Genomic DNA, 14,212 nt, shown 5'->3' with positions numbered 1-14,212 from the left:
ACACGGGTCTTGCTATTACCCCGAAAGTCTGGAGGTTTTCCAACGCATCTTGAACATATGGATTAACAACAACATCCCTGGAAAAATAATGCTTACTGTGGTATCCCAATCTACCCAGTAAGGAACAATGGTGATTACGATAAAAGTCAGGCTGGGCGCGACCAAATTGGCTAAACCAAATACAAGCATGGATGCAGGCAAAATGAGCATCCGATAGTGCTTGAGTTTAAACAGTTCTGCACATCCGACAACAAAGGCGTAAAGGTACACTATTGCCTTGAAATACGTAGATATGAGCCATGAAGAAGCCATAACGGCTTCTATCCGTTCAAAAAAACCTGCGATACTGATCTTCTGTGACAAAACGAAGGAAACGTAGATATTATGTTGCGTAAGGAAGGCTCCCAAAACGAGAAGGGAAATGGTAACCAGCGTCGCCAGTAACAGATTGCCAAGCCCTGCTGCCACAAGTATGTCCCGTGTCTGATGAGCCTGTTTGGCAGTGTAGGGCAGAAGCATCATGATGGGAATGACTTCACCTATCGGATATATGATGCTCACGAGGGTGCCTTGCAAGATGGATACGATGCCTGTATCACTCACGGGTTCCAAATGGCTGGCATCCACCTGTGGAAGCAGACAGAATGTCAGAACAATAATAAACACGATAACGACAGGCATCAGCAATTCACTGCTTCTTCCTATCGTTTCCAGACCGTGGAATACTCCCCAACCTATCGTGATAACAAACATCAGGATGATAATGCGAGCAGGAGTATATTGGAATATTTGGGAAGTCATAAAATCCCCGACTTCTCGGGTGTGTGTGGATGCCCCGATAATAAAAAAGTATAGGTAAAAGCAGGAAAGGAGAGTGCCAGGCCAAAATCCCAGAATGCTTCGTGCTATCTGTACCAGATTTTTATCTGGGTGCATGCTGCATAACTTCAGGATCATGGCCAGCAGAGCCATCCCCAGGGGAACCCCTACGAGAGCGCATATCCATGAATCTTGCTTGGCATAGGACGTAATAACCGAGGGGTAGATCAGCATCATGTCCCCAACTACCATCATGAAGGTGAGGGTGGTCAATTGTCTTGTTCCAAGACGACCCTGTTCAAGCATAAAGTCCCTCTCCTTTTTCCTAAGTTCCGGTCAAGTGTGCCAAGAATTGATTTACAGGCTCATAGATCCACATGATGATATAGAGTGGACTTGGAAATTCCCATAAGTTTGCGGCGATAACGCTGAACACAGTTGCCGTGAGAAGCATCCCGCTGTACACGGCCGTTTCTTTCCACTCCTTGCGACGAATGAGACCAGGGAGATCGAACCACCCAATAATTCCCCCGATCACGATGACTATAAGTGTAATTAACATTTCTGTCTCACTCCTTCAATTCATTCTTGAACGAATCATCCAGTGTACCTACACGTTTAATCTGCACATTGGCTTCGTACCGAACATCCAGATTTTCGAAATATTTATCCCAATCCTTTTCCATATTTTTGAAAAGTTTGGGATCGGCATGATACACTTCCTGCCCAAATCCGAAAATATCCGTATGGTATTTTCGTCGTACCGAATTCACGGAATTTTGCATCAACTCCACAAGATACTCCTCACTGTCCTTTTCCAGTTCCCTGATCGTTTTCATCGAACCGATTTTGATGCCACATTCCACTGCACCGATAGAGGATACATTTTTGAGTTTGATGTTAATTACAGGTTGACCGCCAACGATTTTGGCTTTGCGTTTTGTAGTTGTACGAAGTGCCTTGAAAGTCACATTTCCGTCTTTCCGGCAAGGCAAATGGTTGACAGTGGATGCCACATTGTCTCGGATATAGTTATAACCTTTGGATTCATCCTCCGTTAGCCAGCCAATCAGCTTATCTTTTTTGAATAAACTCAGTCCTGTGGTATGCAGGCTGCTAGGGGACTTGATGGTCGCTATATTTTCATTATTTCCACTCTTATCCTGATTACCGACAACCTCTACCCCGGTTATAACAGGCTGAATACCGGGAGTTAACAAGTAATCCATTAATTGATCCCCGGTTACGGTCGTCGTTGGTGACCACGTTTTGTAGGATAAATCCAGAGAATTAAACAACTTTTCTGCTGGAATATTATCCAGCGGAGTAAGCACATCTAACACTTTGGAAGCTGTTGTGTTCCGTGCAACCATAACGTAATAGTCGGGCCGGGCGGTCGGTTCGCGCATTAGCGCTTCTACCACATCATAAATACCATCTTTACGTGCATATTCCTCTCCGAATATGAGTACTCGGACATGTGACATGAAGATGCGGCGAGGGCTTGTCTCGGTCAGCTTCTGAATGGCTTCAAACAGCGTATCTGCCGATGCCTGATATTGAGTTACAGGTGTTCCTTTGCCTCCTCCTGACTTGGAGGATACTTCATTTGGAACCACGACCTGTGCGCTCACCTTAACCTTGTCGCCATCCTTGTCCACACCGAGACCCAGCATGATGCCGAGTTCGTTTAATTCGTGGCGGTCCCAACATCCGGTAAGGAGAGGGAAAAGAACGGTAATGGATAAAATTAACCGTAAGCATTTGTTCATCACTTATTCTCCCTGCTGAATTAACGCTTTGTTTTTTGGTTGGACTGTCTGGTTTCGTTCGGTGTACCCGTAGACAGTGGACGGGTCTTCATCCGGGACCATGGAACACGGAAGAGGGTATCCTTCAGATCTTTCTGTATGAAAGGTGCGAAGGGGGACATATACGACACGCCGAAGGAACGCAAGCTGCAGAGGTGGGTTACGGTGATCAGCAGAACGATCAGAATTCCGTAGAGCCCAAAGGCCGCCGCCAGAACCATCAATACGAAACGAAGAATCCGAACGGAGATGGATAATCCATTCTCTGGAATAACATAGCTGGATATGGCCGTGATGGAAACGATAATGACCATGGCCGCGGACACAACTCCTGCATCTACCGCGGCTTGACCAATAACAAGCGTACCGACAATGGAAACAGCCTGACCGACTGTTTTTGGGATCCGTATGCCTGCTTCCCGCAAAATTTCATAGGTCAGTTCCATTAAAATGGCCTCAATAAACGCAGGGAAGGGGACGCCTTCCCGCTGAGCGGCCAGACTGATAAGCAGGTTGGTTGGCAGCATTTCCTGATGAAAGGTGGAGATGGCAATATAAAAGGACGGAGCGAGCAAAGCGATAAAAAAGGCCAGATAACGAATCAGGCGAATCAAGGTGCTGATGTCGGCCCGCTGATAATAATCCTCGGGAGACTGAAAGAAATGGACGAATAAAGCAGGAACAAGCAGTACAAAAGGAGTACCGTCAACAATGATGGCGACCCGGCCTTCCAGCAAGGCTGCCGACACCGTATCTGGACGTTCGCTGTTGTACACGGTAGGAAAGATCGTCCCCGTTTTGTCTTGCACGAGTTCCTCAATATATCCGCTTTCCAGAATGCTATCAATGTCGATCTTATCGAGCCTGCTTTGGAGTTCTTTCACTACTTCCGGATCAACCGTATGTTCCAGATACAACACCGCAACCCTTGTCTTGGTGACTCGTCCGATTTCCCTTTCTTCAATCCAGAGGTGAGGATCGCGAATTCGCTTTCGAATCAATGCCGTATTCGTACGCAAATTCTCATTAAAACCTTCCATGGGGCCACGCACAACGGTTTGTGAGATGGGTTCACCAACAGAGCGGTCTTCCCAGCCTGCTGCGCCAATTTTCAATCCTCGTACAGATCCTTCAAGCAGTAAGATAGCTGATCCCGACAGCAGGGCATTCAGCACTTCATCCATATCATCGACGACCAAGACATCACTTGCGATCAGAACATCATTTTGGAGGTAACTCAGATGTTCATCATCCGCTGAAAAATCAGGAAGATCACGTTTATGTAATAAGGATTCCATGATGGAGTGATTTAGAATTTGTACATCGACCATTCCATCAATGTACAGCATGACGGCAGGCCATTTATGCAAACATTGCAGTGGACGAATCATCAAGTCATTACTGTGTCCCATTACTTGCTTGCAGTACGTAGTATTTTCATTCAGATCTGGAGAGATTCTCTTCGGATCTTGATCGTCCTGTACCGATGCACTCATCATGTATCCTCCTTATACATCCTATATTTGCAAGTTAGTATGACCTGGATGAATTCGGATTATCACAAAAAGGAATGAAGCCTGCTCCTTCCGTATGGATAACGCAAAAAAAAGGAACCGCGATGACACGCAGCTCCTTACTTGAAATTATCGATAGACGTTCGTTTGAATTTACTTTTGTCTTTGTCGAACAGGGGCAGGCTTGGATACGGATCTTGCTGCCCATGCTTTGCGGTAACGGTAAAGCACAGCCACGATGAGTAACAGGCCGATTCCTCCCACGATATATGCTGCATATTGATGAGCCAGATGGAATACGGCATTCCACTGGGGGCCAAATATTTTGCCAATGCCCAGAAATAGCACGACCCAGAACAGCGCGCCTGAATAGGCGTAGAGAGCGAATTTGCGAAAGGGAACAGCAGCTATGCCCGCAAAATATCCGGTGAAATGCCTTACACCCGGAATGAAATAACCGATGAAGATTAAGGCATTACCATACTTGGCAAACCACTTTTGCGTTTTATCGAGTTTGTCCTGCTTCAGCAGAAACCATTTTCCGTATCGTGTTATAAAGGGCAGTCCTGCTTTGGCTCCAATAAAATAAGTGATTGTCATGCCAATCGTTGTTCCCAGAAAAGCCAGTATGGTGAGGATTCCAAAGTCGAGATGCCCCTTGTAGGAGAGAAACCCTGCGTAAGCCATCGTTGTTTCACCAGGAAAGGGAAGTGCGATGAATTCAAGCAACAAGCCAAAAAACAATACGCTGTATCCGTAGGACCCAAACAGATGTTGGATCTTCTCAAGCAATTCCAATAGATTTCACTCTCCTGAATACGGGGTGGGAGCATGAATACTCTCCAAGGTGTTTTAATGTGTTCTGCCTGTCCATTATGCTACCTAATCTGAAGCGAAGAATCAATCAGGCTAGATAGCAAATTGTGAAAAAATATTAAACAAAATCACGTCTTTTTTCAATGTATGCTCCATATAATTCTAACAAATCTGCTGAAGTCTATCAGCAAATTACTAGAGACGGTGGAGGTCGATTCGTAAATGGTACAGAGACCGGAATTCAGAATCAAGGAATTAGGGGGAAACTCTGCAACAACCATACATATGTTTTTATCTGGACAATGGTATGTCATTCTCGTGCGAATTGCGATATTGTTATGTTCATTTGCTGTATATGCAGGCACGGCTTATGCATCTTCTGCTTCCGGCTCAGGTGATCCAATCTCGGAAGATAAGAATACTCAAGACAAGGTAGTCTATCTGAGTTTTGACGATGGACCGGGTAACCATACCCGTGAAGTATTGGATATTTTGCGTAAGGAGAAGGTTTTGGCTACATTTTTTGTGCTGGGTGAGCAGGCAGAGCGTTATCCGGAGTTAATCCGGGGGCTTGTGGAGGATGGACATGCTTTGGGCAATCATACGTTTAATCATCAATACGAACAATTGTACAGTGATTTTAAAGTGTTCTGGAAACAGATCAAGCAGACAGAGGAAGTGCTGGAGCGTATAACCGGTTTCCGTCCGAATCTGGTGCGGGCACCAGGCGGTACCTACGGGCATTTTGACCAGAGTTATTTTGATTTGCTCCAACTGGGTGGATACACCGTCATGGACTGGAACGTCGACAGTGGGGATTCCAAGCGTAAAGGTGTTCCGGCCAAAGAGATCCTCAGCAATTCGACCAAAGTACCTGCGGGAGCACGTTCGGTCATTGTCCTGATGCATGACGGTGGTGCACATGCTGAAACGGTAAAAGCACTTCCGGGTATTATCAAATATTATCGTGATCATGGATATCGTTTTGACACCATAAAGAGTACAGATCAACCAGTTCAATTCCGTGTACATCCAGATGGTAAGTATAAGGCCCGCAAGGCGCCGGGAAAGGCCTGGATCGCAGAGCATGTAGAAGCGAACGCGACGTTATGGCTTGCAAACAAGAAGCTGAAGGTAGAGGTGGGATTGGCTGCGGCTACCTTGCAACCGGGTGAGTTCCGCATGGAGGGTCAGCGAATCATGGTGCCTTTGCGTACTTTTATGAAAAAATTCGGGGGCAGCACTCGCTGGGACTCTGAAACAAGGACAGCCATAGCAGTATGGAAAGAAAGAACGATTCATGCAGACAGTGTGAGCGGAACACTGACAACAATAGGGGCAATTGAAACGGGGGCAGTACAGAGTCATGGTGGAACCATCTGGGTTCCATTACGTGAGTTACTGGAGCAGATGGGATTGAGGGTGAATTCCTTAACCAGTAATGAAGCAGAGTGGACGGTAAAGGCGGGCGCTTCCAGATCCATTTCGGCAATGAATAACATATTTAAGTATAAAATGATCTGAAGAAAGTCATTCTTGCAGGACTATTCTCTCTACTTCCGGGCAACAATGAATCATAGATTACTATGGTTCAGGAATGCTGATGAACGGAAGGAGATCAGGAGAAATGTCTTATATCCGAATGGAACATGAACATGCTGTTGAATTGTTAAACAGGGTCATGAAGCGTGTTGAGAGTGTGATTATTGGCAAAAAAACAGAGATTCGTTATGTCCTCACTGCAATGCTCAGTGGAGGTCATGTGCTTCTGGAAGATGTGCCCGGTACGGGGAAAACGATGCTGGTTCGTGCTGTTGCTTCTGCGCTGGATTGCTCCATGGGCCGGATTCAATTCACGTCTGATGTCATGCCGGCAGATGTTACGGGTACCTCAATCTATAATCCACATACAGCTGAATTCAAGTTTCGGCCCGGACCTGTCATGTCCAACATCGTCCTGGCCGATGAAATAAATCGAGCTTCACCACGCACTCAGTCTGCCCTGCTGGAGGCAATGGAGGAACGACGTATTACGGTTGATGGCACAACCTACGCCTTGCCACGCCCGTTCTTTTTGCTGGCGACACAGAACCCGTTACAGTTTGAGGGTACGTACCGTCTGCCTGAAGCGCAGCTGGATCGATTTATCATGAGAATTGGACTGGGGTATCCCGATCCGGAACAGGAATTGGAATTGTTAACCCGCATGCAAAGTAGAGAAGCGCTTGATGAACTTCGCCCTGTCCTGCTTGCTGAAGAGGTCGTAGCCATGCAGCGTGAAGTCAAACAGGTACATGTTGATCCCGTCGTCAAACAGTATCTGGTGGCCGTAGCTGTAGCCTCTCGCAGCCTTCCGGCGGTCAGACTGGGCATCAGTCCGCGTGGAACACTGGCCTGGATGGCTGCGGCGCAGTCATTTGCCTATCTTCAAGGACGCAGTTATGTCATTCCGGATGATGTGAAAGAGGTAGCTGTTCCTGTCCTTTCCCACCGTATTCAATTGAAGGCCCAGAACAGAGCGGAGGTTTGGGGGCAAGTACAAGTCATTGAAGAAGCATTGTCATCGGTCCCGGTACCTGTACAAATGACATCACAGGGAAGGGGACGGAGGCAATGACTGCGCTGGGACAACGGATTGTGAGTGCTGTCTTGGTGGTGGCTTTTGCTTCCTTGTATCAGTGGCATGGGGGCAAAGCGGCGTTGTTTCTATCCGTTATAGCTTTCTTGATGTTCACAGGAGGTCTGCTTCTCCATTGGTTCAGACCACGGCGTATTCACATCCGTCGGAAAATACACGCGAACCGGATTCAGGCAGGCGAGCAGGTACGGGTTCTGGTGGAGCTGGAATTCAATTGCCGTATTCCATTGTTATGGATCGTTTTGTGTGAGAACACACCTGCAGGTGTTCATCGCAAATTGATTTTCCCGGGAACACGGCGACAATTTTCCTATCAATATGAATGTTCTGGGTTACGCAGAGGAGTCTACAGATGGGATACGGGCAGATTGTACTGGGGGGATATGTTTGGCTGGAATACCCTCTCCGCAGAGACCGCAGGAGGTACACCCCTGATTGTTGTTCCTCAAGCAACGGCTTGGGGGAAGGGTGATTCGATAGAATTCGCAGCGATGATCGAAGGGACTCTGTCGGAGCGAAGAAATAGCCAGGGAAACCGTAGCCCTGAGTTTCGTGAATATCAGCAGGGTGACCCACTGGGACGAGTTCATTGGAAAAGTACAGCCAAAACGGGAAAACTTCAGACCTTTCTGCCCGATACCACGGATCTTGCCTCACTGGGTATCCTTGTGTATGAGGGCGCGTCGGGGTATGACGTAAAACAACGGGAGAACATGGATGCACCTGCTTTTGAACGAGTGGTTCGTGCAGCTGCCCGCTGGATTCATACCGCTGAGCAGGATGACATTCCTTATCATCTGTGGATGGAAGGCGGCGATAAGAGCTATGATGAACAAGATCAATGGCAACATGGGCCGTTCCATGCAGATGATGAGAATCATGGACTGGACAAGCTAGCGGGAGCGCGAATATCCAAAGCACAATCAGGCTCTGTTTCGCTCCGAACGGAGATGCTGGATGGACTGGCAAGAGGGTCGCGAATTTTGGTTCTCACAGGCAAGATGGACCCGGTTCTGGCCGAATGGATCATAACTGCAATAGGGTCGGGTTATCGTGTAGAGGTGCAATTGACTGAAGCGAACCAGGACCAATTAGGATCAACGGATAGATTGATGAATGGATTGGGATATGACAGCTTAAGTTTGGAGAGGCTTCGTCACAGTGGGGTGCCGATCCACGCAGTTACAGACGTTGCGTTATCTTCATTGGGAAAGGTGGAGGTAACGGATGTGGGAGCGTAATGGTAACCAGCAACCCAATTCCACTATGGCCGACTTAGAGTCAACGGCCCGTACGAGAATGGAATTGGCCTATTCTGTACATCAAGCTGCGAACCAGAATTCTGTGACGGATATAAAGGATGAGGGATATGTTAGCGTACCTGTCCTGTACAAAATTTTTATTTCGGCCATTTTACTTATACTGTCTCTGGAGTGGATATATCCTGTTACATCATCAGATCAGCAGGGCAGTGAACGGTTCTTGTCCGTAATGGCGGGATTAACGGGAGCATTGTTGCTCGCGGGGTTAATTCGTACAGGATGGATCACCGGGGTACTGATCCGATTATTCATTGCACTCGCTGCTTTATGTTTGATGTACGGAGGAAGTGATCCTGCCCGTTGGGCGGTCGCTTATCCGGGAATATTTTCAGCGGATATGGACACTTTTATAAATAACTGGCGATTCCACTCGATTAGTACAGAAACGAGAGGGTTGTTCATGATGTGCGGCTGGAGCATGCTCATGGCTTCTGTGCAATCCCTCGTATTCTTACGTCGAAGCGTTATGCTGTTTGGCAGTGCAACACTGCTCTATTTGCTTTTGCTTGAATCTTTTGCGGGGCTGGATGTGTATGCTTCTGTAATACGGTCTGTCCTATGGACTTTTATTATTCAGGCTCTGCTCCAGCTATTACGTCTCAATGCAGGAGTCACTACTCCGAGTTATCGAGGCAGCCCCTATGGCCGCTGGAGTGCAGTAACTATCGTTGCTTCTGCAGGTATTGTGCTTTTCTCAGCGGTACCTGGCCAGTTTGCTTCCATTCCTCAACCGGAACGCATATCTCTGGAACAGATGGGTGAACGCATAGCTCGCTGGGCAGGTTATACACAGCACAGTAGTATCCCTGCTGCAACAGCGGTCACGGGATATAGTACAGCGGACGCGCCTATGGGAGCGCCGTTGGTGCCGGGGAATTCCATCTTTTTTATAGCAAAGAGTCCGGAAGTGACGTATTGGCGAGGGGAGACCCGTTCATATTATAACGGTAGTACTTGGAGTGACCCGGGTCAGAGCTTTGAAACGGCAAGTCCATCCGGAATGCTGCGTGCTGATGGTTGGGAGAATCCAACCTATTGGAGTCGCATTCGCCAAACTGTCACGATGCAGCGAGAGTGGAAAGGACCAAATCCACTCTTTACCGGGGGCATACCGGTCAACGTATCGTTCCAGGATAAGAACAAGGATAATCAGGAAAACATGTTTTCTTTGCTGTCTAATCGCGATTCGGCAACATTGTGGCTCGCAGGCTCCGGAAACGATAAGATGGTTAAACATTATTCGGCAGACGTCATGGTTCCTGTCGCAACAGCTGAACAGTTACGTCTGCTTGAGGAAACGAATAAAGGGAAAGATCCGGCAGCCATTCGGAGGACCTATCTGCAATTGCCTGCATCACTCCCCGGTCGAGTGCAGACGCTTGCCAAGGAAATCATTCAAGGCAGCGAGACCCGGTATGACGCTGTGCAAGCTGTAAAGACTTATCTGGCTGCTCATGCCGAGTATACGTTGGATACCCGTATGCCACCGCGAGGAACAGATTTTGTGGACGATTTTTTATTCGTCACCCGGCAAGGGTATTGCAATCATTTCTCCACAGCTATGATTGTGTTACTTCGTTCGGAAGGTATCCCCGCACGCTGGGTTAAAGGTTTTGGCCCCGGAGTTGCTGACCCAGATGTGCCCAGTCAGTATGTGATTTCACAGGGAGATGCACATTCCTGGGTAGAAGTGTATTTTCCGGGTGCAGGCTGGATGCCGTTTGAGGCCACGCCAGGCTTCACCATGGCGCAAGGCGCGGGCGAAAGTGTCGCAGCGCTCGCCGAACCACAGCCTGTTGCGGAGAATCCGCCGTATATGAGCGGCGGATTGGCTAACGCGGGCGCATGGCTGCTCGCCCGCGCACGGGCCATTGCCGCGGAGCCATTGCTCGCGGCAGCCCTTGTGGCAGCGGCCCTGCTGGGCGCCGCTGCTCTGGTCCGCATGCGGCGGCTACGCCCCGCGCTGCGGTTAGGGCTGCTGCTGGCGTGGCCGCGCAGCAGCTTTCCGGACCGCGAGCGGCTGCTGGGTGCCGCCGCTCCGGTCTGGGCCGCGCTCGCGCGCCGGTACGGCCCGCGGCCGCCTGGTATGACGCTGCGTGAATATGCAGCGTCACCAGCTTTGGCCGCAGGCGCGGACGGCGCGGACATCGCGCGGTTTGCAGCCGACTGGGAACGGCTGCTGTATGGGCCGGACCGTCCGCTGCGCGCGGACAGTCTGGACTTCCTGCGCCGGGCACTTCGTTTGGCCCGGCGGTTGCAGGCGTTGTAACACAAGGATGTTACAACGTTACACCAAAAAAGATGCGAAGCACCTGCGGAAACAATCGCTATCGCTCTCCAATAGAGCTTGGCGATTTGTGGGCAGATGAAGATCACCATTGGCTGACGCACTGTTTTTAAATGCAACGTTTGATTTATCGTTGCAAGCCATACAAAAGACGCCTTTCTCGCTATGCTGAGAACGAGGCGTCTTTCCACGATCAACCACTTGAACCAGCATCTTGCTGCCAAGCTTTTCTATTCGAAATTTCATATTTAGAGGCATTTGGTAATCCTGTTTTGATATGTCGAAAAAAGGAGTTTCGCCTTTCCTTGACGGTATGTTTTGTCGTTGCGTATAATTAGTTTCATTGAATTGAGGGAGGCACGGTTATGAATAAACAGAATGAAATTGTAGTTGTCCTTGACTTCGGGGGTCAATACAATCAGTTAATCGCCAGAAGAATCCGGGATCTTGGCGTATACAGCGAGCTTTTGCCGTATAACACACCGGCGGAAAAGATCGCAGAAATGGCACCAAAAGGAATCGTATTTTCGGGTGGCCCGTCCAGCGTATACGCTGAGAATGCTCCACACGTGGACCCAGGTGTCTATGACCTGGGCTTGCCAATCTTCGGGATCTGCTACGGAATGCAGCTTATGGCCCAACAGCTCGAAGGTAAAGTAGAACGTTCCGAGAAGCGAGAGTACGGTAAAGCAGACCTTGAGTTTGCCGCTGGATCTACACTGGCAAAAGGCATTGAAGGTGAACATACGGTATGGATGAGTCACGGTGACCACGTGGTTACACTTCCTCCGGGTTTCAAACTGGATGCAGGCACGGAAAGTGCGCCAATCGCTGCCATGAGTGACGATGAGCGTAAATTGTATGCTGTTCAGTTCCATCCGGAGGTACGTCACTCTGTTCGTGGTAACGACATGATTCGTAACTTCCTGTTCGAAATCTGTGGTTGCGAGGGCAACTGGACGATGGAGACATTCATCGATGACACCATCAAAGACATTCGTGAAAAAGTTGGCGACAGTAAAGTACTGTGTGCGCTCAGTGGCGGCGTGGATTCTTCTGTTGTAGCTGCATTACTTCACAAAGCAATTGGTGATCAACTGACATGTATGTTTATCGACCACGGTCTGCTGCGCAAAGGCGAAGCAGAAAGTGTAATGGAGACATTTGTCGGCAAATTCGACATGAAAGTTGTCAAAATTGATGCACAAGAGCGCTTCATGTCCAAACTGGCTGGCGTGGATGATCCAGAACAAAAACGTAAAATCATCGGTAACGAGTTTATTTACGTATTTGACGAAGAGTCCAAGCAGTTCGATGATTTTGCATTCCTTGCGCAAGGTACACTGTACACAGACATCGTGGAAAGTGGTACAGCGACTGCACAGACCATCAAATCTCACCACAACGTGGGCGGTCTGCCTGAGGATATGAACTTCAAACTGATTGAGCCACTGAGCACATTGTTCAAGGATGAAGTACGTAAAGTAGGTACCGAGTGTGGCCTGCCGGACGAAATTGTGCACCGTCAGCCTTTCCCAGGTCCGGGTCTCGCGATTCGTGTGCTTGGCGAAGTAACAGAGGACAAGCTCAAAATTGTTCGTGATTCGGATTACATTCTGCGTGAAGAAATTATCAAAGCTGGCCTTGATCGTGAGATCTGGCAATACTTCACAGCCCTGCCGAACATGAAGAGTGTAGGCGTAATGGGTGATGCGCGTACGTATTCCTACACTGTAGGTATTCGTGCCGTAACGTCCATCGACGGTATGACTGCTGACTGGGCACGTATCCCTTGGGATGTGCTGGAGAAAATCTCAGTACGGATCGTTAACGAAGTCGATAACGTAAACCGTATCGTCTATGACGTAACATCCAAACCACCTGCAACGATCGAGTGGGAGTAGGATATACAACTGTAACAATGGATTAAAAAAAGCTCCCTTTTATCTGCGTCCTATCGCAGATAGAAGGGAGTTTTTTATTGCAAATATTATGGTTAAAACTTTTATCAGGGGACTGTTCTCCTAGTAATAAACTCTCAAAATTAATCCCATTTTAAAGTTCACTTCATGATCCTTTCAGGTCCAGCCTGTACAATAAGTACATACTAAGAGCTATATGGCTACTGAAAGGAGAATTGAATGTATGCGTAAAACCGACTATATGAGCAAATGGAAGATGGGCATTGGAAGTGCGTTTCTGATGGTGATGCTGGCAGGATGCGGTTCAGGTATGCAAGACCTGGCTTCCGGTTCTGGGGACTTTCCATTTGTGAACTTAGAGGCAGCGGATGCTTCTTCCGATCAGACCAGAAACCAGGAGTTATCCTCTGACTCAACAACGAACGCAAATCAGGAACAACAAGAGATACAGGATACTCCGCAGACAGAGATATAATTAACATAGGACTGATCCGGCAAAAAAATGCTCTGGAACATGTCGCAAATTGCTCCATATACCTAATGAGTATATGCCTTCGGAATACGAGACATCGTTATTCCTAGATCGTCATTCACCTGATTGCTAAAACGCATCAGAAACATAAGCTAGCCTGATTAGAGCGTTTCTGCTCTTTGATCAGGTTAGCTTTTTATGTTATTCTGCGGAACTTTCAGCCTGAAAGAATGGACATATCCCATTGAGATTTCACCGAAAAAAGCGCATACAATTGGGTTGTAAACCGCTGAACTGGTTCAATCTGTTAAATAATACGAACGATATTATACAAGGGTGAGATTAATATTCGTTTTCATTGACAAAAACATACTGCCCTCCTAAAATAGTGATGGGAAACAAACAAATAGCGCATACTTATTCGTATAATCCTGGGGATTGGCCCGGGAGTCTCTACGAGATCACCCTAATGATCTGGCTACGAAGAGGAGAAGGCTAAGCACATGAATTCTACATGATTGCGGGGACATCACGCACATTAGAATTTTTTTTGTTCTTAGTAAAGGCATCATGCCACTCCTTGTCAGCTGAACCCTGGGTGAAGAATCTTC

The 14,212-nt window shown here is 48.0% G+C and carries 11 protein-coding genes and 1 riboswitch; of the genes, 6 read left to right on the top strand and 5 right to left on the bottom strand.

Translation table 11 applies throughout. The features are described 5' to 3' along the window. Window positions 1-15: 15 nt before the first annotated feature. From QF049_RS19880 to QF049_RS19860, 5 genes are all read right to left on the bottom strand, one after another. Window positions 16-1,125 (bottom strand): GerAB/ArcD/ProY family transporter, encoded by a 1,110-nt coding sequence (locus QF049_RS19880; RefSeq protein ID WP_307539988.1) that lies wholly within the window; start codon window positions 1,123-1,125, stop codon window positions 16-18. A gap of 19 nt (window positions 1,126-1,144) precedes the next feature. After that, window positions 1,145-1,381 (bottom strand): hypothetical protein, encoded by a 237-nt coding sequence (locus QF049_RS19875; protein WP_307539986.1) that lies wholly within the window; start codon window positions 1,379-1,381, stop codon window positions 1,145-1,147. A 7-nt stretch (window positions 1,382-1,388) separates the two neighbouring features. Then, window positions 1,389-2,591 (bottom strand): Ger(x)C family spore germination protein, encoded by a 1,203-nt coding sequence (locus QF049_RS19870; RefSeq protein ID WP_307539984.1) that lies wholly within the window; start codon window positions 2,589-2,591, stop codon window positions 1,389-1,391. A gap of 20 nt (window positions 2,592-2,611) precedes the next feature. Continuing rightward, window positions 2,612-4,126, bottom strand: coding sequence for a spore germination protein (locus QF049_RS19865; RefSeq protein ID WP_307543345.1), 1,515 nt, complete (start codon window positions 4,124-4,126; stop codon window positions 2,612-2,614). A gap of 171 nt (window positions 4,127-4,297) precedes the next feature. Then, the gene (locus tag QF049_RS19860) at window positions 4,298-4,942 is read right to left on the bottom strand and encodes a DedA family protein (RefSeq protein WP_145326427.1); all 645 of its coding nucleotides are present in this window, start codon (window positions 4,940-4,942) and stop codon (window positions 4,298-4,300) included. Window positions 4,943-5,182: 240 nt separating this feature from the next. Here QF049_RS19860 and QF049_RS19855 point away from each other — a divergent pair, with 240 nt between their 5' ends. The 6 genes from QF049_RS19855 (at window position 5,183) to QF049_RS19830 (ending at window position 13,604) form a co-directional block, all read left to right on the top strand. After that, window positions 5,183-6,484 carry a polysaccharide deacetylase family protein gene (locus tag QF049_RS19855; RefSeq protein ID WP_307539981.1) on the top strand — a complete coding sequence of 434 codons (1,302 nt, stop codon included), beginning with the start codon at window positions 5,183-5,185 and terminating at the stop codon, window positions 6,482-6,484. A gap of 118 nt (window positions 6,485-6,602) precedes the next feature. Further along, entirely contained in the window at window positions 6,603-7,577 is a 975-nt protein-coding gene (locus QF049_RS19850) for an AAA family ATPase (RefSeq protein ID WP_307539979.1), read from the top strand. Further along, window positions 7,574-8,839: a DUF58 domain-containing protein gene (locus QF049_RS19845; protein ID WP_307539977.1), complete on the top strand. Its 1,266-nt coding sequence runs from the start codon at window positions 7,574-7,576 to the stop codon at window positions 8,837-8,839. Before QF049_RS19850 ends, QF049_RS19845 begins: the two co-directional genes overlap by 4 nt. Continuing rightward, complete coding sequence (locus QF049_RS19840) at window positions 8,826-11,189, top strand: transglutaminase-like domain-containing protein (RefSeq protein WP_307539975.1); 2,364 nt, start codon at window positions 8,826-8,828, stop codon at window positions 11,187-11,189. Before QF049_RS19845 ends, QF049_RS19840 begins: the two co-directional genes overlap by 14 nt. A gap of 383 nt (window positions 11,190-11,572) precedes the next feature. Next, window positions 11,573-13,111: a glutamine-hydrolyzing GMP synthase gene (gene guaA, locus QF049_RS19835; RefSeq protein WP_307539973.1), complete on the top strand. Its 1,539-nt coding sequence runs from the start codon at window positions 11,573-11,575 to the stop codon at window positions 13,109-13,111. Window positions 13,112-13,352: 241 nt separating this feature from the next. Further along, entirely contained in the window at window positions 13,353-13,604 is a 252-nt protein-coding gene (locus tag QF049_RS19830) for a hypothetical protein (protein WP_307539971.1), read from the top strand. 398 nt (window positions 13,605-14,002) lie between these two features. Further along, window positions 14,003-14,102: riboswitch (purine riboswitch) on the top strand. The last annotated feature ends 110 nt before the right edge of the window (window positions 14,103-14,212 follow it).

Source organism: Paenibacillus sp. W4I10, assembly GCF_030816325.1.
GTDB classification, from domain to species: domain Bacteria; phylum Bacillota; class Bacilli; order Paenibacillales; family Paenibacillaceae; genus Paenibacillus; species Paenibacillus amylolyticus_B.
This window is presented reverse-complemented; position numbering and strand designations above follow the sequence as displayed.